27 protein-coding genes and 2 pseudogenes are annotated in these 26,123 nt (G+C 61.0%); 14 read left to right on the top strand and 15 right to left on the bottom strand.

Annotation, left to right across the window (positions count from 1 at the left end):
- Positions 1-16 precede the first annotated feature (16 nt).
- The 3 genes from AC3ZU9_RS16195 to AC3ZU9_RS16185 all read left to right on the top strand — a co-directional run bounded on the left by AC3ZU9_RS16195 (position 17) and on the right by AC3ZU9_RS16185 (position 1,959).
- Entirely contained in the window at positions 17-427 is a 411-nt protein-coding gene (locus AC3ZU9_RS16195; protein WP_046034512.1) for a type II toxin-antitoxin system HicB family antitoxin, read from the top strand.
- 491 nt (positions 428-918) lie between these two features.
- Positions 919-1,419 (top strand): methylated-DNA--[protein]-cysteine S-methyltransferase, encoded by a 501-nt coding sequence (locus AC3ZU9_RS16190; protein WP_046034510.1) that lies wholly within the window; start codon positions 919-921, stop codon positions 1,417-1,419.
- A gap of 114 nt (positions 1,420-1,533) precedes the next feature.
- Positions 1,534-1,959 carry a low affinity iron permease family protein gene (locus AC3ZU9_RS16185; protein ID WP_046034509.1) on the top strand — a complete coding sequence of 142 codons (426 nt, stop codon included), beginning with the start codon at positions 1,534-1,536 and terminating at the stop codon, positions 1,957-1,959.
- Between the two features lie 54 nt (positions 1,960-2,013).
- On the opposite strand, the gene AC3ZU9_RS16180 is transcribed toward AC3ZU9_RS16185, so the two are convergent.
- From AC3ZU9_RS16180 to fos, 3 genes are all read right to left on the bottom strand, one after another.
- A complete protein-coding gene (locus tag AC3ZU9_RS16180) occupies positions 2,014-2,541 on the bottom strand; it encodes a DUF4142 domain-containing protein (RefSeq protein ID WP_005785958.1) in 528 nt (175 codons plus the stop codon).
- A 119-nt stretch (positions 2,542-2,660) separates the two neighbouring features.
- Positions 2,661-3,302, bottom strand: a complete 642-nt coding sequence (locus AC3ZU9_RS16175; protein ID WP_012722725.1) for a LysE family translocator — start codon at positions 3,300-3,302, stop codon at positions 2,661-2,663.
- Between the two features lie 54 nt (positions 3,303-3,356).
- The gene (gene fos, locus AC3ZU9_RS16170) at positions 3,357-3,767 is read right to left on the bottom strand and encodes a fosfomycin resistance glutathione transferase (RefSeq protein WP_102061792.1); all 411 of its coding nucleotides are present in this window, start codon (positions 3,765-3,767) and stop codon (positions 3,357-3,359) included.
- Between the two features lie 86 nt (positions 3,768-3,853).
- On the opposite strand from fos, the pseudogene AC3ZU9_RS16165 reads away from it, so the two are divergent.
- Positions 3,854-3,973: pseudogene (locus AC3ZU9_RS16165) on the top strand (type II toxin-antitoxin system RelE/ParE family toxin); the annotation flags it as partial.
- Positions 3,974-3,980: 7 nt separating this feature from the next.
- Here AC3ZU9_RS16165 and AC3ZU9_RS16160 read toward each other — a convergent pair.
- Positions 3,981-4,889: a LysR family transcriptional regulator gene (locus AC3ZU9_RS16160; RefSeq protein ID WP_490090979.1), complete on the bottom strand. Its 909-nt coding sequence runs from the start codon at positions 4,887-4,889 to the stop codon at positions 3,981-3,983.
- Positions 4,890-4,967: 78 nt separating this feature from the next.
- Between AC3ZU9_RS16160 and AC3ZU9_RS16155 the strand changes: the two genes are divergently transcribed.
- Complete coding sequence (locus AC3ZU9_RS16155) at positions 4,968-5,456, top strand: DMT family transporter (protein ID WP_102061790.1); 489 nt, start codon at positions 4,968-4,970, stop codon at positions 5,454-5,456.
- On the opposite strand, the gene AC3ZU9_RS16150 is transcribed toward AC3ZU9_RS16155, so the two are convergent.
- From AC3ZU9_RS16150 to AC3ZU9_RS16130, 5 genes are all read right to left on the bottom strand, one after another.
- Positions 5,457-6,788 carry an MFS transporter gene (locus AC3ZU9_RS16150; protein WP_012722721.1) on the bottom strand — a complete coding sequence of 444 codons (1,332 nt, stop codon included), beginning with the start codon at positions 6,786-6,788 and terminating at the stop codon, positions 5,457-5,459.
- Positions 6,789-6,847: 59 nt separating this feature from the next.
- The gene (locus tag AC3ZU9_RS16145) at positions 6,848-7,789 is read right to left on the bottom strand and encodes a hydroxymethylglutaryl-CoA lyase (RefSeq protein ID WP_012722720.1); all 942 of its coding nucleotides are present in this window, start codon (positions 7,787-7,789) and stop codon (positions 6,848-6,850) included.
- Positions 7,786-8,979: a CaiB/BaiF CoA transferase family protein gene (locus tag AC3ZU9_RS16140; protein WP_093543954.1), complete on the bottom strand. Its 1,194-nt coding sequence runs from the start codon at positions 8,977-8,979 to the stop codon at positions 7,786-7,788. The genes AC3ZU9_RS16145 and AC3ZU9_RS16140 overlap by 4 nt, the downstream gene beginning before the upstream one ends.
- Positions 8,980-9,068: 89 nt before the next feature.
- Positions 9,069-9,977 (bottom strand): LysR family transcriptional regulator, encoded by a 909-nt coding sequence (locus AC3ZU9_RS16135; protein WP_012722718.1) that lies wholly within the window; start codon positions 9,975-9,977, stop codon positions 9,069-9,071.
- On the bottom strand, positions 9,977-10,651 hold the full coding sequence (locus AC3ZU9_RS16130) for an NAD(P)H-binding protein (protein ID WP_122809853.1): 675 nt from the start codon (positions 10,649-10,651) through the stop codon (positions 9,977-9,979). The genes AC3ZU9_RS16135 and AC3ZU9_RS16130 overlap by 1 nt, the downstream gene beginning before the upstream one ends.
- Positions 10,652-10,745: 94 nt before the next feature.
- On the opposite strand from AC3ZU9_RS16130, the gene AC3ZU9_RS16125 reads away from it, so the two are divergent.
- A complete protein-coding gene (locus AC3ZU9_RS16125; protein ID WP_490090978.1) occupies positions 10,746-11,933 on the top strand; it encodes an MFS transporter in 1,188 nt (395 codons plus the stop codon).
- Here AC3ZU9_RS16125 and yiaY read toward each other — a convergent pair.
- Entirely contained in the window at positions 11,900-13,048 is a 1,149-nt protein-coding gene (yiaY, locus tag AC3ZU9_RS16120) for an L-threonine dehydrogenase (protein WP_012722715.1), read from the bottom strand. The two genes, AC3ZU9_RS16125 and yiaY, sit on opposite strands and share 34 nt — an antisense overlap.
- A 125-nt stretch (positions 13,049-13,173) precedes the next feature.
- On the opposite strand from yiaY, the gene AC3ZU9_RS16115 reads away from it, so the two are divergent.
- Positions 13,174-14,190 carry a DUF4917 family protein gene (locus tag AC3ZU9_RS16115; RefSeq protein ID WP_012722714.1) on the top strand — a complete coding sequence of 339 codons (1,017 nt, stop codon included), beginning with the start codon at positions 13,174-13,176 and terminating at the stop codon, positions 14,188-14,190.
- A gap of 117 nt (positions 14,191-14,307) precedes the next feature.
- On the opposite strand, the gene AC3ZU9_RS16110 is transcribed toward AC3ZU9_RS16115, so the two are convergent.
- Complete coding sequence (locus AC3ZU9_RS16110) at positions 14,308-14,835, bottom strand: helix-turn-helix domain-containing protein (protein ID WP_231808008.1); 528 nt, start codon at positions 14,833-14,835, stop codon at positions 14,308-14,310.
- Positions 14,836-14,995: 160 nt separating this feature from the next.
- Between AC3ZU9_RS16110 and AC3ZU9_RS16105 the strand changes: the two genes are divergently transcribed.
- The 6 genes from AC3ZU9_RS16105 to AC3ZU9_RS16080 all read left to right on the top strand — a co-directional run bounded on the left by AC3ZU9_RS16105 (position 14,996) and on the right by AC3ZU9_RS16080 (position 22,085).
- A complete protein-coding gene (locus tag AC3ZU9_RS16105; protein ID WP_046034501.1) occupies positions 14,996-15,778 on the top strand; it encodes an aldolase in 783 nt (260 codons plus the stop codon).
- Between the two features lie 28 nt (positions 15,779-15,806).
- A complete protein-coding gene (locus AC3ZU9_RS16100; protein WP_012722711.1) occupies positions 15,807-16,679 on the top strand; it encodes a dihydrodipicolinate synthase family protein in 873 nt (290 codons plus the stop codon).
- 148 nt (positions 16,680-16,827) lie between these two features.
- Positions 16,828-17,367 carry an RNA polymerase sigma factor gene (locus AC3ZU9_RS16095; protein WP_102061783.1) on the top strand — a complete coding sequence of 180 codons (540 nt, stop codon included), beginning with the start codon at positions 16,828-16,830 and terminating at the stop codon, positions 17,365-17,367.
- On the top strand, positions 17,364-18,332 hold the full coding sequence (locus tag AC3ZU9_RS16090; protein WP_122809856.1) for a FecR family protein: 969 nt from the start codon (positions 17,364-17,366) through the stop codon (positions 18,330-18,332). Before AC3ZU9_RS16095 ends, AC3ZU9_RS16090 begins: the two co-directional genes overlap by 4 nt.
- 128 nt (positions 18,333-18,460) lie before the next feature.
- A complete protein-coding gene (locus AC3ZU9_RS16085; RefSeq protein ID WP_122809857.1) occupies positions 18,461-21,025 on the top strand; it encodes a TonB-dependent receptor in 2,565 nt (854 codons plus the stop codon).
- A 160-nt stretch (positions 21,026-21,185) separates the two neighbouring features.
- A complete protein-coding gene (locus AC3ZU9_RS16080; RefSeq protein ID WP_012722707.1) occupies positions 21,186-22,085 on the top strand; it encodes a DMT family transporter in 900 nt (299 codons plus the stop codon).
- Between the two features lie 41 nt (positions 22,086-22,126).
- On the opposite strand, the gene AC3ZU9_RS16075 is transcribed toward AC3ZU9_RS16080, so the two are convergent.
- From AC3ZU9_RS16075 to AC3ZU9_RS16060, 4 genes are all read right to left on the bottom strand, one after another.
- Positions 22,127-23,329, bottom strand: coding sequence for a class I SAM-dependent methyltransferase (locus AC3ZU9_RS16075; protein ID WP_093543970.1), 1,203 nt, complete (start codon positions 23,327-23,329; stop codon positions 22,127-22,129).
- Between the two features lie 221 nt (positions 23,330-23,550).
- Entirely contained in the window at positions 23,551-24,168 is a 618-nt protein-coding gene (locus AC3ZU9_RS16070; protein WP_064055021.1) for a TPM domain-containing protein, read from the bottom strand.
- 28 nt (positions 24,169-24,196) lie between these two features.
- Complete coding sequence (locus AC3ZU9_RS16065; protein ID WP_043204939.1) at positions 24,197-24,925, bottom strand: TPM domain-containing protein; 729 nt, start codon at positions 24,923-24,925, stop codon at positions 24,197-24,199.
- A gap of 18 nt (positions 24,926-24,943) precedes the next feature.
- Positions 24,944-25,555: a LemA family protein gene (locus AC3ZU9_RS16060; protein ID WP_046034499.1), complete on the bottom strand. Its 612-nt coding sequence runs from the start codon at positions 25,553-25,555 to the stop codon at positions 24,944-24,946.
- Positions 25,556-25,797: 242 nt separating this feature from the next.
- Between AC3ZU9_RS16060 and AC3ZU9_RS16055 the strand changes: the two are divergent.
- Positions 25,798-26,123: pseudogene (locus tag AC3ZU9_RS16055) on the top strand (beta-glucosidase); the annotation flags it as partial.

Here is a 26,123-nt window from a genome sequence, read left to right as displayed (position 1 = left end):
GTGGAGGACAACAAACATGCTTTACCCGATTGCGATTTCAACCGGCGACAACGATCACGCCTGGGGCGTAGAGGTACCGGATATTCCCGGCTGTTACTCCGCCGGCGACGACCTGGACGACGCCATGGCCATGGCCCGCGAAGCCATTGAAGGCCACTTCGAGATCCTCGCCGAAGACGGTGCACCGATTCCCAGTGCGCAAAAGGTCACTTTACATGCCGCCAACCCTCAATACGCAGGCTGCACCTGGGCCGTAGTGGACATTGATGTCACCAAGTACCTGGGCAAGGCGCAGAAGCTCAACATCACGTTACCCGGCTATCTGCTGAACCGCATCGACGACTATGTGCTGCACCACCCGGAAGAAAAAAGCCGTTCGGGGTTTCTGGCGTCAGCGGCGCTGAAAGTGCTTCAGCAGGAACATTGATTAAGCCAATCCCTACAGAGGCTTCATCGTTGGCCTATCAGCATCGCAAGCACCCTACCCAGCCACAGGACACAGCAGAATGCTCCCGCGTGGACAAAAAACGTCGAGGCAGGTTCTTAGAAAAGTCGTGGGGTTAGTGCTGATAATCCCGCTACTGCTCCCACTGACGCCGATCCCTTTTGGCCTGGGACGCGTTGCATCGATAGCGGCCGTTGCCGGGTCCTTCTACGGTGCATGGTACGCAAGGCAACATGCCAGCCGAGGCCTGACAATCGGCGCGGCCATCATTGCTCTACTCAACCTAGGCTCAGTGGTCGCACTGTCAACGCCCTCGATAATCTGGTTTATCTTCCTGGTTTCCTGGGTCTATGGGTCAGGCAACTGGATTCACTGGCGTTTTTAGCCCGTGTAGAATTCCATCGCAAAAAACGAGTTTTCCCCAAGGCACGCAAGACGGATACTGGCGCCATACAGAGTCACGGATTACGCCCATGCCCTACGAATACACGCTCATGCCCTCCCCCGTTGGCCAACTCACCCTGGTGGCGCGCAACGGCAGACTCGGCGCCATCCTGTGGGAAAACGAGCGCGCCAACCGTGTGCGCCTGGGTGAATTGCGCGAGGCCAATGACAGCCCGGTGCTGCTGGAAACCGAGCGCCAGCTGAAGGAATATTTCGCCGGTACCCGCCACCAATTCGAGCTGGAGTTGGATTTCTCGGGCACCGACTTTCAGAAGCAGGTCTGGCAGGCGCTGCTAACGATTCCGTTCGGCGAAACCCGCAGCTACAGCCAGATCGCGCAGCAGATCGGCAAGCCGAAAGCCGTACGTGCGGTAGGTGCCGCCAATGGACGTAACCCGATTTCGATCATTGCGCCGTGCCATCGGGTGATCGGTGCATCAGGCGGGCTGACCGGGTTCGCCGGAGGGTTGCAAGCCAAGCAGTATTTGCTGGCACTGGAAGGCACCGGCCAGGCGCAATTGGCTTTTTAAGGTCGCTAACGACAAAACGTTCCACGTTGCTCATCACGCCAAATGTAAAAAGAAATTTCAAAGACGCGCTGCGGTCCACTCTTTCATCACCCCCCTTCCAAAGGAAAAGCGGTCATGAAATTCTCTGCAGTCTCCCAGTCCCTGTCCCGTTGGGCAGGCAGCCCGCGTACGTTCTACGCGGCGATGGCGTTGATCCTGGCGTGGAGCCTGAGCGGGCCATATTTCCACTACAACGACACCTGGCAGCTGATCATCAACACCTCAACCACCATCATCACATTCCTGATGGTGTTCCTGATCCAGAACACGCAAAACCGCGACAACGACATCCTGCATATCAAGATCGATGAACTGCTGCGCGTTTCCAAGGATGCGCAGAATGCGGTGTTGAGCCTGGATGGGCTGGACCGTAAAGAACTGGAGAAACTGCGCAAGGAATACCGCAGCATCGGCGCGACGGGCAACGTCAGTCTCAACAGCAGTTGCGGCGAGCACGTCGACGATGCGGCGCCGATCAAAACCGATTTGAACCAGGCATGAAAAAACGGCGGTTGGAGAAGCTCCAACCGCCGTTTTTCAGTTCAGGTGACAGACTCAACCGTCGCCTTGATGACCCTTGCCGTAAGTCGAGGCCAATGCGCGGGCTTTCTGCAGACGCTCCTCCAACTTAGGCAACGTCTCATCCACTAGGGCCTTTATTTCCGGCACATCCGACGCTGCACCTTCCTTTTTGAACAGGGCGATAGCGTCTTCGTTTTCTTTCACCTGTTGCGCTGTGTAGGCGGCGTCAAAGGAGTCGCCGTCCTTGAGTTCGGGCATCAGGGTTTCGGCTTTATCTACGATCTTCTCGCGCGGCGCCACCGGCAGGTCGAGCTTCTTGGCAATGGCCGCCAAATGCTGGTTGGCCAGGGTGCGCTCGTTGATCACCTCGATGGTGTAGTCCTTGATTTCCTGGGACGAGGTTTTGGCGTGGGCCATGCGACTGGTTTCGATATCAGCCATCCCTTTGGCCGAAGCCTGCTCGATGAATTCAGCAGGTGACTGGGCGAAAGCATTGCTGGCGCCGAGGCCCAGCAGCATCGCGAAACTGGCGGTGCGTAACCGGATAGCCATGCGGCTCATGATGGGTTCCTCCAGGGTAAAAATAAGTGCGGGGGAACACACCCCGCCCTGGATTCGAATTTTATGCGCGGCAAAGGTTTAGAAAAAACTCGCCAGTGCGACGAACGGTCGTCCTCAATTCAGGTGGGTTTGCTGCCGAACAGGCCTGGCAACGCGTGCGCCAGGGCATTGATGGCGAAACCGATGAACATCACACCGCAGAGCCGGGTGATGAGGATTTCGTGCCGCTGATACACCGTGCGCACCCGCTGGGCACCGACCACGCCGATCAGGATCGCGTAGGCCAGCACGCCGCCGATGAAGCTCAGGAAGATCAGCGAAGGCAGCATCGACCAGGTCAGCAACTCGGCACGGCTGGACAGCAACGCCGTAAACGTCGCCACAGCCACCGGGTACGCCTTGGGGTTGGTCAGGCCGAACAGAATGCCGTGCCAGAACGGATGCCGTGCCGCGCCCTGAGGTGTATCGCCGCTGCGACGCTGAGTGCGAATCGCACGCCAGCCGAGCCAGAACAAGTACAGGCCGCTGAGCACGCCGAGCACATCAAACGCACTGCTGCCCACTTCCCGCGCGCCAACGATGGCGATCAATGCCGTCGAGCACCACACCACATCCCCCAGCAAGTGCCCGCACAGGAAACCCGCCCCTGCGCGGCGACCACGGGCGGCGCCGATGCCGAACACAGCCAACACGCCGGGGCCAGGCGTAATACCGTAGATAAATCCAGATGAGAGGACGGCGAGTAACAAGGATGGGGTCATGGGCGCGACTCAAACAGAGGGTCAAGAGGTACGGGAATTCTGCACCTTCCCAGGCTAAGGGTAAAACCTCATTCCCGCATAGGGCTTGGCACGACAGGCCCGCAGCCGTGAAGCCAGGTCACCGACATGAGCTTCGAGTTTGTGGCCATCGGGATCGAGAAAATAGAACGACGCCCCTTCGCTGCGGTTGTCACGCCACTCCTGCACATCACCTGCTCGCAGGCGTGCGACCAACGCGGTGAAATCAGCCGCCGCGACGGTAAACGCATAATGGGTGTAATCGGCCGCCGGCTTGGCGTCGCGCAGTGGATCGAGTGACAGACACAGCCATAGACCCGGCAGCGAGAGGTACGCGCCGGTGTCCCATGTGGCATCCAGCTGAAGTTGCAGCAACTCATGATAGAAGCGGACGCTGCGGTCCAAGTCGGTGACAGCCAGGGTCAGGTGGTTGAAGCCGCAAAGCATGGAAATATCCTTTTCACGTTCAGAACGCTACCCCCTCACGAACGGGGCAAATCATGGTGGCGGTGACGATGTAGTATGTTGCACTTGGAACACGCGAGAGGGTTATGCCTCGATGGCCCTACATCGTTCCGTACCGTATCCGAGAGGGACGATTACAAGTCATGCGGATTTTCCATACGCGGCGCCAGCCGCCCGCATCCTGGTAGCGGATGTTCAATCACTTACCCCCCCCTGCACCCGCCCAATCAACCACTGCAAACCCGCATCCCCGCCCCGCCTTGCGTGCCATGCCAGCTCAAACGCAAAAGACGGAATATGAAACGGCGGCGGTACGGCCAGCAAGTGCGCGTGATCAATATTCAGCAAGCCACGCGACGACACGGTAAGAATCAGGTCGGTGCCTTGAATCAACTGCGGCGCCACACCCCAATGCGGCAGGCTGATCGCCACATGCCGACGCTGACGAATCGCTGTCAGCGCCCGTTCGATTTCCGGCGTGCCACTGCCGCGCATTTCCAGCAATACATGGGGACGTGACAGGTAGGTGGGCAGGTCCAATATGCCACTTGCCGGCAGGCTGTTGCGGTCCACCAGGCAGGTGTAGTGCTCGTCGAACAACGGCGTAGTCCGCAGTTCGGCAGGCATGTCGGGGAAGACCCCCGCCGCCAGGTCGAGGTCGCCATTGAGCACCCCATCCATCATGCCTTCGCGGCTGGCCTGGATAATCTGCAGGTCGATACCCGGCGCTTCACGGCGCAAAGTACGCACCAGGTCAGGTAGGAAAATCGCCGCACTGTAGTCAGACATCGCCAGACGAAACCGGCGTTTGGCCGACGCCGGGTCGAAGCGATTGGGCGCCAGCAAGGCCTGTACCTGGGCCAGGGCTTCAGCCAGTGGCGTGGCCAGCTCCAGCGCGCGAGCGGTTGGCACCAGCCTGCCGCCCTGACGCACCAGCAGCGGATCACCGAGCAGATCACGCAAGCGCGCCAGCGCATGACTGACCGCCGGTTGACTGAGGTGCAAACGCTCGGCGGCGCGGGTGACCTGTTGCTCGCTGAGCAAGGCGTCAAGAATCACCAGCAAGTTGAGGTCGATGCGGCGCAGATCATTCATCAGCTGCATGCTCGGCATAAGAACTTGGAATTTAAATTTGCGCGACGAATAGCCTAGAGTCCAGCAAAACCTCTGGGAGATTCAAAAATGACCACGTTGCATTGGTTGGGATTATTGGCACTGGCGGTCGTCGCCGGAGCGGTGGTGCCGTTCCAGAGTGCGATCAACGCCAACCTCGGGCGCGGGCTGGGTCACCCGCTGTGGGCCACGCTGGCGTCATTGCTGGTGAGCATCCTCGTGTTGCTGCCGGTGATGATGGCGCTGCGCTTGCCGTTGCCAAGCCTGGCGTTTATCAGCAAGGCGCCGCTGTGGATGTGGGCGGGCGGCGCGTTTGGCGTGTGCTTTATTTCCCTGGCGTTGATACTGCTGCCCAAACTCGGCGCGTCGGGCTTTATCGCCTTGGCCATGGCCGGGCAGATTCTGGCCTCGCTGGCGCTTGATCATTTTGGCCTGTTCGGCCTGGTGGAGCGTCAACTGACAACGCCCCGGATTCTTGGCGCGTTGTTGTTGATCGGGGGCGTAGCGTTGATTCAGTTCAGCACCACGCCCGCCCGCGCCTTGGCGACCGCTGGCTGATCAGCCCTTATCGAGGGTGCGCAGCTTTTGTGGCAGGCCCCACAACAACAGCGCCGCGGCCAACAGCGCACATACGCCGATCACATAGAGCGCCGGGGTGGTGCTGCCGGTCAGGTCCTTGATCCGCCCTACCATCACCGGGCTGACGATGCCACCGAACTGCCCGAGGGTATTGATCACCGCAATACCGCCCGCCGCGCCTGCCCCGGCACCGGCCAGCAACTTGGGAGGCAGGGTCCAGAACGTCGGGATCGAGGCGATGATGCCCGCGCCCAACATGCCCAGGGCAATGATCAGGAAGGTGGTGTGGTCGGCAAAAATGCCCGCACAGAAGAAGCCCACCGCCCCCAGCACGACCAGGCCGCAGACGAACTTACGCCGCTCGCCGGTGGCATCCGACAGTCGCCCGATCACCACCATACTGATGGCACCGCACACATAAGGAATCGCCGTGAGCAGTCCGATCATCACCGGGCTCTGGGTGCCGGCGCTGCGGATCAGTTGCGGGGCCCAAAAGTTGAGGCCGTAGGACGCCACCTGAATCAGGAAGTAGATAAACCCAAGCATCAGGAACCCAGGGATGCGGATCGCCGACAGCAGCGAGCCTCCATGCGGGTTCGGCTCATGCTTGGCGATACGGCTGGCCAGCAAGGCCTTCTCCGCCGGCGTCAGCCAATGGGCGTCTTCGATACGGTCCTTGAGCAATGTCAGCACCAGGAACCCGAGGCCGATGCACGGCAAGCCACCGAGCAGGAAAAGCCAATGCCAGCCGCGCATCTGGAAGACGCCGTCGAGGTGCTCCAGCACCAGGCCGGAGAACGGCGCGCCCACCAGGCCCGCAAACGCCGACGCCAGGAACAGCATCGAGGTGATACGCCCCCGGAAGTGCTGCGGGAACCACAACGTCAGGTAATACAGCACGCCGGGCGCGAAACCCGCCTCCATCGCACCGATGATGAAGCGCAGGCCATAGAACTGCCATTCGGCGGTGACAAACACCATCGCCGCCGTCGCCAGGCCCCACGACATCATGATGCGCGCAATCCAGCGCCGGGCACCGACCTTGTACAGCATCATGTTGCTCGGCACTTCGAAGATCACATAACCCACCACGAACAACCCCGCGCCCAAGCCATAGGCGGTGTCGCTCAGGCTCAGGTCCGCCTGCAGCTGGAACTTGGCGAAGCTGATATTGATACGGTCAAAAAACGCGAACAGGTAGCACACCATGATCAGCGGCATCAGGCGCCAGGCGACCTTGCTGACCAGGGCTTTTTCGGCATCGATTTCAGCGGCCGGGCGCACGCCGGCCTCCAACGTATTAGTGCTCATGCTTTCTCTCCAGCGGGCTGCTCATTGGCGCCCGATTGTTTTTGTTGTCTGGTGCTGTGTTACAGCGCGGCGATGTAGGCCGGGGGGGCATGCAGGTCGCAATTACGCCCGGCCTTGGCCACCTGGCCGGGCAGTTCGTGGCCCAACAGGGCCGGCAAGCGACGGGACATGTGCAGCAGGTGCGGCAGGTCGATACCGGTGTAAATCCCGACCTCCTCGCACAGGTTGACCAAATCTTCAGTGCAGATGTTGCCCGACGCCCCCGGCGCAAACGGGCAACCGCCCAACCCGCCGAGCGCTGCGTCAAAACGACGGGCGCCGGCCTCATAAGCCGCCAGCACGTTGCACAGACCCAGGCCACGAGTGTTGTGGAAATGCAGGGTCAGATCGCGGGCGGACACGCGCTGCAACACGCGCTTGACCAAGCGCTCGACCTGTCGCGGATTGGCCATGCCGGTGGTGTCGGCCAGGCTGATGCCGGTGATTCCAAGCGCTTGGTACGCCTCGACAATCTGCAGCACGCGGTCTTCATCGATCTTGCCCTCGAACGGGCAACCGAAGGTGGTGGCGATACTGCCGTTGAGCCTTACCGGGTGGTCGGCGGCAAAGCGTGTGATATCGCCAAACGCCGCCAACGACGCCTCACAGCGCATGCGCATATTGGCCAGGTTGTGGGTCTGGCTGGCGGACATCACCAGGTTCAACTCATCGGCGCGGGACTCGATGGCACGCTGGGCGCCCTTGAGGTTGGGGATCAGCGCCACATAGATCACACCCGGCTTGCGCTCGATGCCCTGGAACACTTGCTCGCCATCGCGCAATGCCGGGATGGCCTTGGGCGAGACGAACGAGCCTGCTTCGATCCGCGAGAAACCGGCCAGGGAAAGCTGGTCGATCAACGCGATCTTGTCCTGCGTTTCGACCCAGGTCGGCTCGATTTGCAGGCCATCGCGCGGGGACACTTCCTGCACGATCAGCGGGTCTGAATAGTCTGTGATCATTGCACCACTCCCGAGGTTTTCAGGCGTTGGATATCCGCGCCGGCCAGGCCCAGGCTGCCGAGAATTTCGTCGGTGTGTTGCCCCAGGGACGGACCCTGCCAGTTCACGCCGCCGGGGGTTTCCGAGAGTTTGGGCACGATGCCGGGCATCTTCACCGACACACCGCCCGGCAGCTCGGCATTGAGCAACATGTCACGCGCCTGGTAGTGCGGGTCGCTGACGATATCGGCCACGGAGTAGATACGCCCGGCGGGTACTTCAGCCGCTTCCAGGGCGCTAAGCACCTGCTCGATGGGCAGGCTGCTGGTCCAGTGCGTAATCGCAGCGTCGAGCAACCCGCTCTTGGCGGCGCGGCCATCGTTATGGGCAAACTCGGGGGCTTCGGCCAGGTCGGTGCGACCGATGGTGGTCATCAGGCGCTTGTAGATCGGGTCGCTGTTGCCGGCGATCACCACATAGGCGCCGTCGGCCGTCAGGTAGGTATTGGAGGGCGCAATGCCAGGCAAGGCGCCGCCGCTGCGTTCACGCACATGGCCGAGCATGTCGTATTCCGGCACCAGGCTTTCCATCAGGTTGAACACGCTTTCGGCCAACGACACATCGACAATCTGCCCGTCGCCCTGCCCCGTCTTGACCCGCAGCAGCGACATCAGTGCGCCGATCACGCCGTGCAGCGAGGCCAGGGAATCCCCCAGGCTCACGCCGACCCGCGCCGGCGGCGAGTCCGGGTTGCCGGTGGTGTAGCGGATGCCGCCCATCGCCTCGCCGATGGCACCGAAGCCGGGGCGGTCGCGATACGGGCCGGTCTGACCGTAGCCCGAGATGCGCACCAGCGTCAGCTTGGGGTTGAGGGCGTGCAACACGTCCCAGCCGAGGCCGAGTTTTTCCAGGCCACCGGGGCGCAGGTTTTCGATCAGCACGTCGGCGTCACCGAGCAATTGCTTGATCAGGTCCAGGCCTTCCGGCGACTTGAGGTCCAGCGCCAAGGACTTCTTGTTGCGCGATTGCAGGTACCACCACAGTGACGTGCCTTCGTGCAGCTTTCGCCATTTGCGAAGTGGGTCGCCCTGCCCCATGGCTTCAATCTTGATCACCTCGGCGCCAAACTCGGCCATCAGCCGGGCGGCGAACGGCGCGGCAATCAGGGTGCCGATCTCGATCACCTTGATACCGCTCAGGGGAGCCGTCATGGGGTGTACCTCTTGTTTTTGGAATGTGCTGCCAAGACTAGAGTCGCGGCGCAGGAGAAATCCAACCGTCAGTTGGCAAGGAGCGTTCGCTAAACGCGAACACTCAAATAATCGAACAGTAACCGGCTCACGGGTGACAACTGCGCCTCGTCGCGCACCACCAGAATCAAGTTGCGATCCGACCAGTCATCCGTCAGCGGCACGGCATGCAAACCCAGTGCGCGGCCGAACAACTCATAGGCCTTCTGCGGCAGGACACCGATGCCCATATTCGCCTGGACCATCCGGCACATCGCATCAAACCCCGGCACATGAATGCGCAGGCGCAGCATCTTGCCCGCCTCACGCGCGGCGGCGTGGGTGCGCATATTGATGGAACTGGCGGCGTGCAGGCCGACGTAATCGCTGTCGAGGGTTTCGGCGAAGGCCAGGCTTTCGCGGGAGGCCAACGAATGATCCTTCGGCATCAACACCACCAGTTTGTCGTGGCGATAAGTCACGCTGGGCAGGCCTTTGGTGTCGGTGTCGCTGGAGCAGATCCCCAGGTCCGCCACGCCATCCAGCACGCCTTGCACAACACCATTGCTGGGACGTTCTTCGAGGTCGGTTTTCACTTCGGGGTGCGATTCAGAAAAGTCCCGCAAGTCTTCCGGAAGGAACTGAATGATCGCCGACAGATTGGCCAGCATCCGCACATAACCGCGCACACCGTGACTATGCTCGCCCAGTTCCAGGCCCATCTTCTCGACGTTGAACAGCATCTGTCGCGCATGGTGCAACAGGGTTTCGCCAGCCGCCGTCAAGTCCATGCCCTTGGCACGCCGCACGAACAGACTGACGCCCAGCACCTGCTCCAACTCCATTAAGCGCTTGCTGGCGGCCGACACGGCAATGGCTTCACGGTTGGCGGCACGGGTCAGCGTGCCTTCCTCAAACACCGCGACGAACAGCTGCAATGTGATCAGGTCCAGCCGACGTACCAGGCTCTTGTGCAGCATCAGCGACGCTCGCTGGCCAGCCGGTTGATCTCGGCCTGTTCCACCACCGGCTGGGGTGCGCCGTGACTGGCCGCCTGCAACATGGCACGCCCCACCGTCTCGGTACTCACCACCCAGCCCGGTTTCAGCCGACGCACCAACGACAGCAACGGACCGAGCACGGAATAGAACGACTGGTACAACGGCGTCTTCGACCGCACGCCATGCAACGGCTGGATCACCCCCGGCCGAAACAGATACACCGCCTTGAACGGCAGGCGCAGCAAGGCGTTCTCGGTCTTGCCCTTGACCCGCGCCCACATCGACTTGCCCGCTTCGGAACTGTCGGTCCCGGCGCCGGACACGTAGATAAAGGTCATCTGCGGATTGAGCCGCGCCAGCGTGCTGGCGGCGACCAGTGTCAGGTCATAGGTGAGGTGGGTGTATTTGGTTTCATTCATCCCTGCCGATGAGACACCGAGGCAGAAGAAGCACGCATCAAACCCTTGCAACAGGTTCTCCAAGGGCTGGAAATCCAGCATGTCACCGTGCAACACCTGATGCAGCTTGCCGTGCTCCTGGGTCAAGGCCGTGCGGCCGACGGCGACGACTTCCTGAACGTCAGCGGCCAACAGGCACTCGCGCAGAACACCCTGGCCGACCATGCCGGTGGCGCCGAATAACAGAACTCTCATGGGTTGGTTCCTTGGTTACAAACGATTAGCCGCACGTTAGAGACAAACACACTATCAGCTTGTAGTTTACCGCTGAAAAAGGAAAAGCCTGCCCTTGAACAATACCACCACCCTCGCCCTGGCCTGCAGCGCCGCCTTCCTTGCCCAAGTCGGCATCAGCAGCTACCTGCCCGCTGTCCCCGCTATCGCCCGCGCCCTCCCTGCAGCTGAAGACCACGTCGCGCTGGCCCTGGCGATCTACCTGGTCGGCATGGCGTTGCCGATGTTGCTGTGGGGCAGCCTGGGCGAGCGTTTTGGGCGTAAGCCTGTGCTGTTGGCGGCGCTTGCCGTGTACGCGTTGGCGAGTGCGGCGATCCCCTCGGCGTCCAGCGTTGAAGTCTTCCTGTCGTTGCGGCTGGTTCAAGGTTTGGGGGCAGGCGGTGTTTCGGTGATGGCGCGGGTGTTGGTGCGTGACAGCTTCAGCGGTGCATTGCTTGCAAAAGGGTTGTCGTGGCTGGGCATGACGTTCGTGATCGCTTTGGGCATCGGTCAATTCGTTGGGTCGTTGTTGCAGGTGATCTTCGGCTGGGAGGCGATCTTCTACGGGTTGGCGATTGGCGCGGTCATGTTGATGCTGGTGTTGCAGCGAGTGATGTTCCCGGCACGGGTGAAAGCCGACGCTTGTGCATCCGCCTGGCGCATTTACGCCACGATCGTGCGGCATCCGCCGTTTCTGCATGCAGCCTTGGCCGGTGGCCTGGGTTATGGGGTGATCATCGCCTTCAACACCTGCGCACCGTTGATTCTGCAAGGACGTTTCGAGTGGAGCGCAGCGCAATATGGCTGGCTGGGTTGGCCAATCAGCGCGGCGTATCTGGCGGGGGCATTGATGGTCAACCGCTTCGTGGCTCGCACGGGGCGGCTGAAGATGATGGGCTGGGGCGTGGCCCTGGTTCTGACGGGGACGGCCGTGATGCTGCTGGGCAGCGTGTTTGCTGGCGGGCTCGCCATCCTGCTGTGGCTACCGTATTGCGTGGCCGTGCTGGGGCAGTCGATGAGTTACCCGATCAGTTTATCCGTGGCCAACGATGAATCGCCGGTGAACGGCTCCTATGCCATGGCCTTGAGCGGCTTTATGCATCAGTTGATGGCCGCATTGATCGGCGGCATGGCGAGCCTGCTGGTGAGTCCGCAGGCGTGGCCGTTAGCCGTTTTATGTGTGGCGTTGGCAGGCGCCGCATCAATGTGCGTCGCCCGCTGCCGGTCGGATCAAAACGCGCTGCGAAAGATCTCCTCGATCTGACGCTGATCCGCCCGCCGTGGGTTGGTCAAACCACACGCATCTTTGAGCGCATTGGTCGCCAGCAAGGGAATGTCCTGCAACTTGGCGCCCAGCTCCCGCAATCCGGCGGGAATTTCAACGTCATGGGCCAGGCTGCGAATGGCGGCGATGGCGGCTTGGGCGCCCTCTTCGTCGGTGACGCCCTTGATGTCGGCACCCAACGCACGGCCCACGTCGCTCAAGCGTTTGGCGCTGACGCTGGCGTTGAAGCTTTGCACATGGGGCAGCAACACCGCGTTGCACACACCGTGCGGCAGGTCGTAGAAACCGCCCAACTGGTGGGCCATGGCGTGCACGAAACCCAGCGATGCATTGTTGAAGGCCATGCCGGCAAGAAACTGCGCATACGCCATGTTTTCCCGCGCGACCTTGTCGCTGCCGTCGCGTACCGCCAGGCGCAGGTTGGCGCTGATCAGCTCGATGGCCTTGATGGCGCAGGCGTCGGTGATCGGTGTGGCGGCGGTGGACACATAGGCTTCGATGGCATGGGTCAGTGCATCCATGCCGGTGGCGGCGGTGAGGCCCTTGGGCATGCCGACCATCAAGCTTGGGTCGTTGACCGACAGCAGCGGCGTGACGTTGCGGTCGACGATGGCCATTTTCACGTGGCGGGTTTCGTCGGTGATGATGCAGAAGCGGGTCATCTCACTGGCGGTGCCGGCGGTGGTGTTGATGGCCACCAGTGGCAGCTGTGGCTTGCTGGACTGGTCGACGCCTTCGTAGTCGCCGATATGCCCGCCGTTGGTGGCGCACAGGGCGATGCCCTTAGCGCAGTCATGGGGCGAGCCGCCGCCCAAGGAGACCACAAAATCGCACTCGCTCTGTTGCAACAACGCCAGGCCTTTTTCGACGTTGTCCACATTGGGGTTGGGCTTGGCGCCGTCATAGATCACCGAGTCGATGTCCTGCATCGCCAGTTTCTCGGCGATCATGCTGGCCACACCGGCCTTGGCCAGGCCCGCGTCGGTGACGATCAACGCTTTGCGAAATCCGTAGTTGCGGATGGCAATCATGGCTTCGTCGAGGCAGTCGGTGCCCATGATGTTAACGGCGGGGATGAAGAAGGTGCTGCTCATGGCGAATCCTCGGATGACGTTTATGCCTACAGCATCCACCTCACTTGCCTGCGGCATCTTGATCAGGATCAACGCCAACCCGTGATAAAGTCACCGTCCAGCCGATTTCGAGTAGACCCGCCGCAATGAAGGATTTCCAGGATATTGACGCCCACCTTGAAGACTGGAGCGCACTGCGCGCGACCCTCGACTTCAGCGGGATTCTGATCGGCAACGGCGCAAGCCGCACGATTTGGGAAGACTTCGCCTACGACTCGCTGTTCGAAAACGCCCGCACCGTCGAAGAGAAACCCCTGAGCCAATCCGAACTCAGCGTGTTCGACGCCCTGCAGACCCGCAGTTTCGAGCAGGCCCTGGGCGCGTTGAAGACCACCAGCCGGGTCAACAAGGCCTTGGCGGTCAGCTCGGCGGCACCGCGCAATCGCTACTACGCGATCAAGGAAGCGTTGATCAACACTATCCACACCGTGCATATCCCATGGCGCCTGGTGCAACCGTCGACGCTGGCGACGATCAACAGCGAGCTGGCGAACTACCCCACGGTGTTTACCACCAATTACGACCTGCTGAACTACTGGGCGATCCTGCATGCCCCCGGCATCGACGACTTGTTCCGCAGCGCCGACGCCAGCTTCGATCTGCGCAATACCCGTACCGACACCACGCGCATTTTGTACTTGCACGGGGGCCTGCACCTGGTGCGCAACCTGGATGGCACCGCGCGCAAATTGCCGACCACCGACAGTACCTTGCTCAGTAGTTTTGCGATCAACAACACCCTCAAGACCCTGGATGACGTGCCGCTGTTTGTCAGCGAGGGCAAGGTGGAAGAGAAGCTCAAGACCATCCGCAGCTCGGATTACCTGTCGTTCTGTTATGAGCAGTTGCTGAGTCATGAAGGTGCGCTGTGCGTCTTCGGCCATGATTTGGGGGCGCAGGACAAGCATCTGGTGGACGCGATTCGCCAGGCCAACGTGACGACGCTGGCGATCTCGGTGTCGGGGCGCACTGACGGGTTTATTCGTCAGCAGAAGCGGCGGTATTCGGAGTTGTTTGATGGCTCTGGAGTGGAGCTGAAATTTTTTGCGGGGCGGACGCATCCATTGGGCAATCCAGCACTGTCAGTCCCCGTCGAACGCTGATTTTTCGGGCGACTTAGATCCAATGTGTGTGGCTTGCCTGCGATGCAGGCACCTCGGTCTGTCAGTTGAACCGAGCTGATGCTATCGCAGGCAAGCCAGCTCCCACATTGAGCGACGTCAGTCTTCCGTGCTGTGCACCACGACCAGCAACTGCGCCTGCACCGGCCCCACCGAGCGCAACCGATGAGGCTTCTGCGCATTGAAGTGCAGCGCGTCGCCACGCTCCAGGATCACCCGCTCGCTCATGAAATCCACCTCCACCTGGCCTTCATGCACGAACAGAAACTCTTCCCCCACGTGCTCCTTGAAGGTCTTGTCGGTGAACTCCGCCGGCGGGTAGATGATGAACGGCAGCAGGCTGCGCTCGCTGACCTGATGGGCCAGCACGGCGTAACCCGGTGAGGTGTCCGGCCGCTCATGGCTGCGCACCAGGCTGTAGCTGTCGAGGCTCACGCTGTCTTCGCTGAACAGCTCTTCGACCTTCACGTTCAACGCCTTGGCCAGTTTCAACGCGGCGGCAATCGACGGCGTGTTGAGCCCGCGCTCGACCTTGGACAGGTAGCTCTTGGTCATGCCGGACTTTTCAGCCAGCGCTTCCAAGGTCACGCCAAGTTTTTTTCTCAATAATTTCAAACGGATAGACATGCGCTGCGATTAATCCATGCAGTAAGCGATGAGCTGTGCTTGCCAATGACACAATGTGTCATATAGCATCTTTAGTGTCATTTGCGTTCACCCAACGACCTTGCGAGCAGCGGGAGACAGCAAACCAAGACGTCCATTGAACCACCCAAAGGACACCGATATGGCCAAGACATTAGCACTCCCGAAAGACCAGCTGGTCAAGCAAGCGCTGATCCAGATGCAAAACACCCTCGCGGATAATACGTGGACCGACCGGCAAAAGCTGGCGCTGACGTGTCGCATCCTGTTCGAGAACGGCCACGACTCCGGCTTGGCCGGGCAGATCACCGCGCGCGGGCCGCAACCGGGCACCTATTACACTCAGCCACTGGGTTTGGGTTTTGATGAGATCACCGCCAGCAACCTGCTGTTGGTGAATGAAGACCTTGAAGTCCTGGAGGGCCATGGCATCCCCAACCCGGCCAACCGTTTCCACAGTTGGGTGTACCGTGGCCGGCCGGATGTGAAGTGCATCATCCACACGCACCCCACACACATCGCCGCGCTGTCGATGCTGGAAGTACCGCTGCAGGTGTCGCACATGGACCTCTGCCCGCTCTATGAAGACTGCGCATTTCTGGAGGCCTGGCCGGGTGTACCGGTGGGCAATGAAGAGGGCGAAATCATCACCACGGCACTGGGTGACAAGCGCGCGATCCTGCTCTCGCACCACGGCCAGTTGTCCACCGGGACGAGCATCGAGGAAGCCTGCGTGATCGCGCAATTGATCGAGCGCGCAGCCAAGTTGCAGTTGCTGGCAATGGCGGCCGGCACCATCAAGCCGATCCTGCCGGAGCTGGGGCGCGAGGCCCATGACTGGATCTCCCGGCCCAAGCGCCATGGCGCCGCATTCAATTACTACGCCCGGCAGAACCTGCGCCAACACGCCGATTGCCTGAACTGATTGCCTTTTTTTTACCCGGAGACCGTCCATGTCCAGCCCCACCCTTCACGGCATCATCGGCTACACCATCACGCCGTTCAGCGCCGACGGCCAGCACATTGACCTCAACGCCCTGGGCCGTTCCATCGATCGCCTGATCGCCAGCGGCGTACACGCTATCGCCCCCTTGGGCAGTACCGGCGAGGGTGCCTATTTGAGCGACGCCGAGTGGGATGAAGTCAGCGCCTACAGCCTGGCGAAAATCGCTCGGCGCGTGCCGACCATCGTCAGCGTCTCGGACCTGACCACCGCCAAAGCCGTGCGTCGCGCCCGCTACGCCGAAGCCAATGGCGCCGATGTGGTGATGGTGCTGCCGGCGTCTTACTGGAAACTCAGCGAAGCGGAAATCCTCGCCCACTACGCCGCGATTGGCGACAGCATTGGCGTGCCGATCATGCTCTACAACAACCCGGCCACCAGTGGCACCGACATGTCGGTGGACTTGATCCTGCGCATCGTCAAGCAGGTCGCCAACGTGAGCATGGTCAAGGAAAGCACCGGGGATATTCAGCGCATGCACCAATTGCATCGCCAGAGCGATGTGCCGTTCTACAACGGTTGCAACCCGCTGGCGCTGGAGGCCTTCGCGGCGGGTGCCAAGGGCTGGTGCACGGCCGCGCCGAACTTGATCCCGCAGATGAATCTGGATTTGTATGCGGCAGTGTTGGCCAATGACCTGGGCAAGGCGCGCGAACTGTTTTATGCGCAGTTGCCCTTGCTGGAGTTCATCCTCAAGGGCGGGTTGCCAGCGACGATCAAGGCCGGGCTGCGCTTGACCGGGTTGGAGGTGGGTGACCCACGTTTGCCGGTGTTCCCATTGGGCGAGGCCGGAATCGAACAGCTGAAAACATTGCTGCGTTAAAGCCGCGAGCCAATGTGGGAGGGAGGGAGGAAGCAAGCCCCCCTTCCACATTTTAAATCGAGCACATCCTATAAATAGAGACAAATGATAATGATTCTCGATAGAATCCGCGACTTTTCCACGTCGTGCTTCGTCAAGAAGGATATCCATGTCTCGTCCCAAGCCCGACCCGTTGTCGGCCGATGCCTTTCGCGGGTTTTATACAGATATCCTGTATTTCCTGCGCAAACGCACGGACAACGCCAGCGACGCGGCGGACATGACCCAGGATGTCTTTACTCAGTGGCTGGACTACCGCGACCGAGCCAAGGTCGAGCAGCCACGGGCGTTCCTGTTCCAGATGGCGCGCAACCTGCTGCGTGATCACTGGCGCAAACAGAAGGTACGGCAGACCGCCCATCACGATCAGGCCGACAGGGACGTGGAGCCTGCCACCGACGAGCAAAACGAGCCCATGGTCGCCGCGCAACGCTTGCAACGCCTGGAACAGTTGAAAGAAGTCCTCGCCGAACTCTCGCCCCGCAGGCGAGAAGCCCTTATGCTGCACCGCTTCGAAGGCCTGAGCCAAACGCAGATCGCCAAGCGCATGGGCATTTCGACCAGCATGGTGGAAAAGCACATCGCGTTTGCCCTGCTGCACTGCAAGCGACGCCTTCAACCCGAACCCGGCACGGAGCAGCCAGAATGAACCGCCTGAGCGACACCGACGCCCTGGACATCGAAGCGAGCGACTCCATCGATGCCCAAGCCGCCAGCTGGTTTGCCCGCAACCGCAATGACACGGGGCGTGCCGACCGCAAAGCCTTCGCCGCCTGGCAAGCCGAGCCCGCCCATGCCCGCGCCTATGCCGAATTCGAGCAGCTGTGGGCAGACCTGGCCCAGTTGCAGCAACTGAACAAACCGGTGGCGCTGGGCAAGCGCAAACCGTCGGTCTGGCGCCCCGCCGTGGCCGTGGCCGCCGCCTTGCTGTGCGCGGTGTTGGCCACCCCTATCGGCGCGCCCCGCGCGCTGTATCACACTCACGTCGCGGGCCACGCCAAAGGCATGCGCACGCTGGAACTGCCCGATGGCAGCACCTTGTATGTGAATGCCAACACCCGCGTGCGGCTGGATTTCACGGCGTACCAGCGCATCGTGCACCTGGAAAAGGGCCAGGTGTACATCGACGTGGCCGCCGATAAGGAACGGCCACTCTTCGTGCAGGCGGGCGAAGCCAATGTGCGCGTGGTGGGCACCGGCTTCGATGTGCGGCGCAGCCAGCAGCAACTGGTGGTCAGCGTCGCCCATGGCCAGGTCGCCTTCGCGCCTGACGCGAAAAGCCCCGTCAGCCTGCTGGGTGCACAGCAACGCGCCCTCTACAGCTACGCCAAAGGCACGTTGCAACAGCAAACCCTCCCCGCAGAGGAAGTCGCTGACTGGCGCAGCGGGCACTTGTCGTTTCGCAACCGCGAACTGGCTAGCCTGATCGATGAGTTGAGCCTGTATCGCCCCCAGGCACCGCTGCAGGTGAGTAAAGCCGTGGCGCACCTGAAGGTGTCGGGCAATCTGGATGTAAACGACCCCGACGCCCTGCTCAATGCCCTGCCCGCGTTGCTACCGGTAAAAACCGTGGCGTCGGCCGATGGCATCGTACGCATCGAACCGAGCAAATAATCCCTAAAGACACGTACTTGAGAATATTTTGCATTCGCAGGTGTGGATTTTTTCACCTGCCCCGTCTTCCTCCGGTCTGCACCTGATACGCACATCTTTTTGGCCATTTGGCCGCACCGGGGGATTTCATGTTTCGCGCGCCTTGCCACGCTTCGCTTCTGCTTCTTCGACCGACCCTCATCGCCACTTGCCTGGCGTTCAGCCTCAGTGCCCAGGCCGAGACATTCCAACTACCCGCCCAGGCGCTGGCCACGTCCCTGAGCCAAGTGGCGCAGCAGGCACAGATCCAGCTGCTGTTCGATGAAGCACTGCTCAAGAACGTGCAAGCGCCGGCGCTCAACGGTGATTTCACGCCGGAAGTGGCGATTCGTACCCTGCTGAAAAACGGCGAGTTCACCCTGATCAAGATCGGCAGCACCTACGTGGTAAGGCCCGAAGAGGCGAAAACCACCCAGAGCGGCGCGATCCAACTGGATGCCCTGAGCGTGATCGGCACCGGTAACGAGGTCGACTCCAGCACCGTCGGCCGCTCCACCCTGAGCCAGGCGGATATCGACCGCTACCAGCCCGATAACATTCCTTCGCTGTTGCAGACCCTGCCCGGGGTATCCATGGGCGGCTCACCCAAGCCCGGCGGCCAGACCATGAACATCCGCGGCATGGGCGATGCCGAGGATGTGCCAATGACCGTGGATGGCGCGGCCAAAAGCGGTTTCGAGCGCTATCAACAAGGCACCATCTTCATTGAGCCCGAGTTGATCAAAAGCATTGAAGTGGAGAAAGGCCCTTACTCGCCATTCACCGGTAACGGCGGTTTTGGCGGCACGGTCAACATGATCACCAAAGACGCATCCGACCTGCTCAAGGACGGGCGCAATACCGGAGCGATGGTCAAATACGGCTACGCCAGCAACACCCACGAACAGGTCTACACCGGCGCAGTGTATGGCCGCACCGACGACGGCCGCATGGACGCCCTGGCCTACCTGACCCAGCGCGACGGCGACGACCTCAAGCTTGCCGACACACCGCCCGACCCGCGCAATCAATACCCGATCAACCCCAAACGCTTGCCCAACAGCGCGCAGGATGTCGAAGGCCAGTTGTTCAAGTTCAACGCCTATTTCACCGACGAACACAGCATGGGCCTGTCTTACTCTCGCGCCCAAAGCCAACGTATGACGCCGTTCTCGGCTAAATCCTACCCATCGCCGCCGAGGCAATCGGACATCGACCGCTATGGCTACGCCACGGCCGTCTCGCGCTTTCTGGCCGACCGCGACACGGTGGACACCACCTGGTCGAGCAAGTACGAATACCACCCACTGGACAACCCGCTGATCGACCTGAAGCTGAGCTACTCGCAGTCCAATACCGACCAGACCGATGAGCGCGCCGCGAATGCCGTGATTGGCCTGGCCACCGGCGGACGCAAGATGGATACGTCCTACACCGACCGCATCCTCGAACTGCGCAATACCAGCCTACTGACCACCGGCCCGCTGGAGCACGCCGTGACCACCGGCGTGCAGATCCGCAAGCACAAGCGTGAAACCGAAAGCTGGATGCCAGGCGCGACCTACAACACCGCCCAATACAACTATGGGCATTTCCAGCCGTATTTCATGCCCCACGGCAAGGTCGACAGCAACGCGTTTTATATTCAGGACGCCATTACCCTAGGTGACCTGACAATCACGCCGTCCCTGCGCTACGACCATGTGCGCAACCGCGGCGAAGCCAATGATGCGCCGTACTACAGCAGCCCTGACCCACGCGTGGGCCACGACTACAGCGACCGCACTTACACCGGTTGGTCGCCGCGCCTGGCGGCGTTCTGGAACGTGACCCCGGATGTGGCCTTCTTCGCCAGTTGGAACCGCACGTGGCGTGCGCCGGTGATCGATGAACAGTACGAAGTCCAGGGCCCTATCAGCACCCGTAGCGCCACCAGCCTGAATCTGGACCCGGAGCGCATTACGGCGATTACCGCGGGCAACGTGACCAACTTCTCAGGGCTCTTCACCCGCGACGATAACCTGCAACTGCGCACCACGTTGTTCCACAACCGCATCGAAGACGAAATCATGAAGGCCACCGGCATCGGCTGCGAACGGCAACTGACAGTGCCGGGCAGTATCGGTTCGGTGTGCAGCGACGCGGCATCCAGGACCAACTATCGCAATGTGGGTGGCATGACCATCAAGGGCGTTGAGCTGGAAAGCTACTACGACTCGACCTACCTGTTCGGTTCCCTGACTTACTCCTGGGCCACAGGCAAGCGCGACAACCCCTACACCAACCCCTGGGCGACCAACCTGCACGTATGGGCGCGGGATATTCCACCGGCCAAATGGGTGGTGGTGCTGGGTACCAAGATCCCGAGCTGGGACGCACAGGTGGGTTGGCAGGGCCAGTTCGTGCGCAAGACCGATCGCGTGCCCACAGACATCTACCCCAGCGGCTTGAACTCCACCATTGGCGACTTCATCTACGACCAGACCGAAAACCCAAGCTATGACACCCAAGGTTTGTTCGCCAATTGGAAACCGCAGCAGGCAGGTCTCAAAGGCACCGAAATCAACTTCACCGTCGACAACCTGTTCAACCGCAGCTACCAGCCCGCGCTGAGCGGCGAAGGTGTCTACAGCGAAGGCCGCAACGCCAAGATCAGCATCACCCGCTTCTTCTGAAGACCGGCACGGTCAATGTGGGAGCCGGGCTTGCCCGCGATGCAGGCGACGCGGTGTTCAACTGTACGGATAAATCCGTACCCAGCTGTAGGCCCGCACTCTGCGGGGGATGTGGCTAGATGGGCTTCCCTTGAAGCCCTCTGGATTTCGGATCCCTCCCATGAGCTCGCGCGAAAACACCGGCATGGCCCTCGGCCTGCTGGGCGTCATCATCTTCAGCCTGACCCTGCCCTTCACCCGCATCGTGGTGCAGGAAATCCACCCGTTGCTCAACGGCCTGGGCCGTGCGTTGTTCGCGGCGATTCCGGCGGCGGCGCTGTTGCTGTGGCGCCGCGAGCGCTGGCCCACCTGGCGCCAGGTGCGCGGGCTGTGCCTGGTGATCGCCGGCGTCATTCTCGGCTTTCCGGTGCTATCGGCCTGGGCCATGCAAACCTTGCCGGCGTCCCACGGCGCGCTGGTCAACGGCCTGCAACCGCTGTGCGTGGCGCTGTACGCGGCGTGGCTGTCCCACGAGCGGCCATCAAAAGCCTTCTGGGCCTGTGCCGCGCTGGGCAGTGCGTTGGTGTTGAGTTATGCGCTGATCACCGGGGCCGGCAGTATCCAAGCCGGTGACCTGCTGATGCTGGGTGCGATCGCTGTCGGTGGCCTGGGGTATGCCGAAGGTGGCCGGTTGGCCAAGGAGATGGGCGGCTGGCAGGTGATCTGCTGGGCGCTGGTGCTGTCGACACCGGTCTTGATCGGCCCGGTGTGGTACCTGGCGGCGCAGCATCAAGGCGCGGTGTCGATGCGCGCGTGGTGGGCGTTTGGCTATGTCTCGTTGTTCTCGCAGTTCCTCGGGTTCTTTGCCTGGTACGCCGGGTTGGCCATGGGCGGCATCGCGCGGGTCAGCCAGATCCAGCTGTTACAGATCTTCTTCACCATCGCGTTTTCGGCGTTGTTCTTTGGTGAACATATCGAGCCGATCACCTGGGTGTTTGCGTGCGGGGTGATCGTGACGGTGATGCTGGGGCGCAAGACGGCGGTGCAGCCTGCACCAGCCACCAAGCCCAGCACAGTCTAAATGTGGGAGGGGGCCTGCTCCCTCCCACAGGGGTTCGGTGCTCAGTTCAGGTAACCCTCCGCACGCAGCAAGGTTTCCAGGCAGTGTTCGGTAATGTGGTAGAACGCCTTCAACTCCTGGATTTTCTCCAGCAGTTGAGCATTGTCCACCGGCTCGGCGCGCTTCACGGCAAGGATCATCTTGTTCTTGTTGGTGTGCTCCAACGAGATGAACTCGAACACCTTGGTCTCATAGCCACAGGCTTCAAGGAACAGCGCACGCAGACTGTCGGTGACCATTTCCGCCTGCTGGCCCAGGTGCAGGCCGTATTGCAGCATGGGCTTGAGCAGCACCGGGCTCTGGATCTGCAGGCGGATCTGCTTGTGGCAGCACGGCGAGCACATGATGATCGACGCGCCGGAGCGAATGCCGGTGTGGATCGCATAGTCAGTGGCAATGTCGCAGGCATGCAGGGCGATCATCACGTCCAGCTCGCTGGGGGCCACGCTGCGCACATCGCCACATTTGAACACCAACCCCGGGTGTTCCAGGCGGGCGGCGGCGGTGTTGCACAGGGTGACCATGTCTTCACGCAGCTCGACGCCCGTCACCTCGCCCTCGGCCTTGAGGGTGTTGCGCAGGTAGTCGTGAATCGCAAACGTCAGGTAGCCCTTGCCCGAACCGAAGTCGGCGACGCGCACCGGCTGGTCCAGCTTCAACGGTGACGAGGTCAGCGCATGGCTGAACACTTCGATGAACTTGTTGATCTGCTTCCACTTGCGCGACATCGATGGGATCAGCGCCTGCTTGGCGTCGGTCACACCCAGGTCGGCGAGGAACGGCCGGCTCAGGTCAAGGAAGCGGTTCTTCTCGCGGTTATGCTCAGCCGAGGGCGCTTCGCGCAGTTGCTGCGATTTGCTTTTGAACAGCGAGCTTTTGTTCTTCTTGCTGTATTCCAGCTGGGCTTCGTCGGTCAGCGACAGCAGGTGGGCGTTCTTGAACTGGGCGGGCAGCAGCTCGGCAATCGCCGTCACGCCGTCTGCCAAAGGAAAGTTCTTGGTGATATCGCGGGTCTTGTAACGGTAGACGAAGGACAGGCACGGCTGCTCCTTGACCGTTACCGGCTTGATGATCAAACGCTGCAACTCAGTCTCGTCACCGACGTATTTGGCCAGCACCAGCTTGATAAAGGCATTCTGCGCGAGGCTTGCGCTCAGCAGTTCGATGAACTGGGCATGATGATCCGGTTGAGCAGTGACAGACATGAACAAAAACGCCTCGGGCAGGGAATGCCGGGCATTTTAGGGGGGATCGTGATTCAGGGCACGGGGTTATTTGATCAGCGGTGCTCTGAATGGATGACACAAAACCCAATGTGGGAGGGGGCTTGCCCCCGATGGCGGTGTGTCAGTACTCGATTTATTGGCTGATCCACCGCTATCGGGGGCAAGCCCCCTCCCACATTTTTAGCCCCGTGTTGAGTTTTTTATTCGAGTACAACCAAGCGATTAGGCAGTTCGTTACGGGTTTGGGTCACCGGCACATGCACCTTGAGCAACTCGCCACAGGCTTCAATGCAGCTGATAAACCCCGCCAACGTCTGTCCCTGTTTCACCTGCTGGGTGAACGCCTTGACGATCGCATCCCAACTGCTGTCATCCAGGCACTTGGAAATGCCGTCATCCACCAGGATCTCCACATACCGCTCGGCCTCGCTGACGAAAATCAGCACCCCGGTACTGCCCACCGTGTGGTGCAGGTTCTGCTCCAGAAACTGCCGACGCGCCAGGTTCGAAGCACGCCAGTGACGGACCGAACGGGGGATGAGGCGTGTGGTGACCTTAGGCAGGCGAAACACCAGGCACAACACGATGAACGTCGCCCATTGCGCCAGCAGCAAGGTGTACATGGTCAGGTAGCCCGACAAGTAATGCACCACACCGGGCACCACCAAGGCGATCAGGCTGGCCCACAGCAGCGGGATATAGGCGTAGTCGTCCGCGCGAGCGGCCAGTACGGTCACCAGTTCCGCGTCAGTGGTTTTTTCCACCCGGGCGATCGCCTCGGCGACTTGGCGCTGCTCGTGTTCAGTCAGTAATGCCATGGTTGTCGTTGCTCTCTCATTATTATCATCACCAGCCGCCTGAAGCCCCGCCGCCGCCGAAGCCGCCACCGCCGCCCCGGAAACCACCGCCGCCGCCTCCACCACCACCGCCGCGTCCGCTGCTGCTGAGAATCGCCAGCAGGATAGCGCCCACCGGCAGCCCCATACGATGGCACAGCCACAACACGCCGATCAGCAGGATAAACAAGCCGATGGAAAAAACCGGATTATCCTTGGCGAAGTTGGCGTCCGCCACATGGGCCGGCACGGCCAACGGTTCACCGCCGACCACCTGCACCATCGCGGCCACGCCGTCGCTGATGCCTTTGCTGTAGTGACCGGCTTTGAAAGACGGTGTGATCACCTGGTTGATGATCACCCACGACTGCGCGTCAGTGAGCACACCTTCCAGGCCATAGCCGACTTCGATGCGCAATTTGCGCTCATCGCGGGCGACGATCAACAGCGCGCCGTTGTCCTTGCCCTTCTGGCCGATGCCCCATTGGCGGCCGAGTTGATAACCGTAGTCCTCAATGGGCACACCCTGCAGGTCTGGCACTGTGACCACCACGATCTGGTCGCCACGGGTTTGCTCCAGTGCCTGCAATTGCTGGGTAATCTGCTCGCGCACCGCCGGGTCGATCATCTGGGCGGTGTCCACCACCCGCCCGCTCAGCGCCGGGAAGCTCAGTGCGGCCTGGGCCACGCCGACGCAGGCCAACAGCCACAGCGCCAGGCCTATCCGTAATAAACGCATCGACACCTCAGTGCAGCTTTATTTGAACTTCACTTGCGGCGCTTTATCGGCATCGGCACTGGTGGCTTCAAACGTGGCGCGGATCGGCAAGTCGCTGTACATCACGCTGTGCCACAGGCGGCCAGGGAAAGTGCGGATCTCGGTGTTGTAGGCCTGAACGGCCTGGATAAAGTCGCGGCGGGCCACGGCGATACGGTTTTCGGTGCCTTCAAGCTGCGATTGCAGGGCCAGGAAATTCTGGTTGGCCTTCAGGTCCGGGTAGCGCTCGGACACCACCATCAAACGGCTGAGTGCGCCGCTCAAGCCATCCTGGGCTTGCTGAAACTGTTTGAGTTTTTCCGGGTTGTCGAGGGTGCTGGCATCCACCTGGATCGAGGTGGCCTTGGCCCGCGCCTCAATCACGGCGGTGAGGGTGTCTTGCTCATGGGCGGCGTAGCCCTTGACCACTTCCACCAGGTTGGGGATCAGGTCGGCGCGGCGCTGGTACTGGTTCTGCACCTGGCCCCAGGCAGCCTTGGCCTGTTCGTCCAGGGTCGGGATGTTGTTGATGCCACAACCGCTCAGCACTGTGCTGATCAATAGCAAAACCGCGGCTTTCAAGCCCCAGCGGTAACCTTGTGCTGCTTGCATGGTGTTTCTCCTGCCCAATCTTGATGGAATGTTACGAGTGACCCTATACACCGCGCGCTTGGGGCATAATCCGCCACCACTGGAATGCATTGAGCCAATCAGCTACAAAGATGCCCAGCGCGAAAAAGAGTTCAGAGTGTGCTGCATTTATCTGAACAACACCCGAACAACAATAGACGCTCCCCACATTTTGGCCGCCAGCGTTCCCTTGATGCTGCGCAGTGAGCCGAAAAAGGATATTCATGAAAAAGCTGTGTTTGCTCGGCCTTGTTGCCACTCTGGCCACCCACCCCGTCTGGGCAGAAACAAAGCCTGCTGCGCTTAAAGACAAGGACGCCTTCGTCAGCGACCTGCTCAAGCAGATGACACTGGACGAAAAGATCGGCCAATTGCGCCTGATCAGCATCGGCCCCGAGATGCCCCGCGAGCTGATCCGCAAGGAAATCGCCGCCGGCCGCATCGGTGGCACGTTCAACTCCATCACCCGCCCGGAAAACCGTCCGATGCAGGACGCGGCCATGCGCAGCCGCTTGAAGATCCCGATGTTCTTCGCCTACGACGTGATCCA

The organism is Pseudomonas sp. A39, assembly GCF_058145955.1.
Note: the sequence above shows the minus strand (reverse complement) of the source record. Positions and strands in the feature narration are given on the sequence as shown.

Bases quoted from the DNA above. Each gene is read 5' to 3' on its own strand.
- AC3ZU9_RS16140 (WP_093543954.1), bottom strand. From the start codon at position 8,979: ATGACGGCTCCCCTGAGCGGTATCAAGGTGATCGAGATCGGCACCCTG.
- AC3ZU9_RS16115 (WP_012722714.1), top strand. From the start codon at position 13,174: ATGAAGGATTTCCAGGATATTGACGCCCACCTTGAAGACTGGAGCGCA.
- fos (WP_102061792.1), bottom strand. From the start codon at position 3,767: ATGCTTTGCGGCTTCAACCACCTGACCCTGGCTGTCACCGACTTGGAC.
- AC3ZU9_RS16070 (WP_064055021.1), bottom strand. From the start codon at position 24,168: ATGGCATTACTGACTGAACACGAGCAGCGCCAAGTCGCCGAGGCGATC.
- AC3ZU9_RS16075 (WP_093543970.1), bottom strand. From the start codon at position 23,329: ATGTCTGTCACTGCTCAACCGGATCATCATGCCCAGTTCATCGAACTG.
- AC3ZU9_RS16095 (WP_102061783.1), top strand. From the start codon at position 16,828: ATGTCTCGTCCCAAGCCCGACCCGTTGTCGGCCGATGCCTTTCGCGGG.
- AC3ZU9_RS16150 (WP_012722721.1), bottom strand. From the start codon at position 6,788: ATGAGCACTAATACGTTGGAGGCCGGCGTGCGCCCGGCCGCTGAAATC.
- AC3ZU9_RS16175 (WP_012722725.1), bottom strand. From the start codon at position 3,302: ATGACCCCATCCTTGTTACTCGCCGTCCTCTCATCTGGATTTATCTAC.
- AC3ZU9_RS16135 (WP_012722718.1), bottom strand. From the start codon at position 9,977: ATGCTGCACAAGAGCCTGGTACGTCGGCTGGACCTGATCACATTGCAG.
- AC3ZU9_RS16145 (WP_012722720.1), bottom strand. From the start codon at position 7,789: ATGATCACAGACTATTCAGACCCGCTGATCGTGCAGGAAGTGTCCCCG.
- AC3ZU9_RS16130 (WP_122809853.1), bottom strand. From the start codon at position 10,651: ATGAGAGTTCTGTTATTCGGCGCCACCGGCATGGTCGGCCAGGGTGTT.
- AC3ZU9_RS16185 (WP_046034509.1), top strand. From the start codon at position 1,534: ATGAAATTCTCTGCAGTCTCCCAGTCCCTGTCCCGTTGGGCAGGCAGC.
- AC3ZU9_RS16195 (WP_046034512.1), top strand. From the start codon at position 17: ATGCTTTACCCGATTGCGATTTCAACCGGCGACAACGATCACGCCTGG.
- AC3ZU9_RS16060 (WP_046034499.1), bottom strand. From the start codon at position 25,555: ATGCAAGCAGCACAAGGTTACCGCTGGGGCTTGAAAGCCGCGGTTTTG.
- AC3ZU9_RS16180 (WP_005785958.1), bottom strand. From the start codon at position 2,541: ATGAGCCGCATGGCTATCCGGTTACGCACCGCCAGTTTCGCGATGCTG.
- AC3ZU9_RS16080 (WP_012722707.1), top strand. From the start codon at position 21,186: ATGAGCTCGCGCGAAAACACCGGCATGGCCCTCGGCCTGCTGGGCGTC.
- yiaY (WP_012722715.1), bottom strand. From the start codon at position 13,048: ATGAGCAGCACCTTCTTCATCCCCGCCGTTAACATCATGGGCACCGAC.
- AC3ZU9_RS16085 (WP_122809857.1), top strand. From the start codon at position 18,461: ATGTTTCGCGCGCCTTGCCACGCTTCGCTTCTGCTTCTTCGACCGACC.
- AC3ZU9_RS16090 (WP_122809856.1), top strand. From the start codon at position 17,364: ATGAACCGCCTGAGCGACACCGACGCCCTGGACATCGAAGCGAGCGAC.
- AC3ZU9_RS16065 (WP_043204939.1), bottom strand. From the start codon at position 24,925: ATGCGTTTATTACGGATAGGCCTGGCGCTGTGGCTGTTGGCCTGCGTC.
- AC3ZU9_RS16100 (WP_012722711.1), top strand. From the start codon at position 15,807: ATGTCCAGCCCCACCCTTCACGGCATCATCGGCTACACCATCACGCCG.
- AC3ZU9_RS16155 (WP_102061790.1), top strand. From the start codon at position 4,968: ATGACCACGTTGCATTGGTTGGGATTATTGGCACTGGCGGTCGTCGCC.
- AC3ZU9_RS16160 (WP_490090979.1), bottom strand. From the start codon at position 4,889: ATGCAGCTGATGAATGATCTGCGCCGCATCGACCTCAACTTGCTGGTG.
- AC3ZU9_RS16110 (WP_231808008.1), bottom strand. From the start codon at position 14,835: ATGTCTATCCGTTTGAAATTATTGAGAAAAAAACTTGGCGTGACCTTG.
- AC3ZU9_RS16190 (WP_046034510.1), top strand. From the start codon at position 919: ATGCCCTACGAATACACGCTCATGCCCTCCCCCGTTGGCCAACTCACC.
- AC3ZU9_RS16105 (WP_046034501.1), top strand. From the start codon at position 14,996: ATGGCCAAGACATTAGCACTCCCGAAAGACCAGCTGGTCAAGCAAGCG.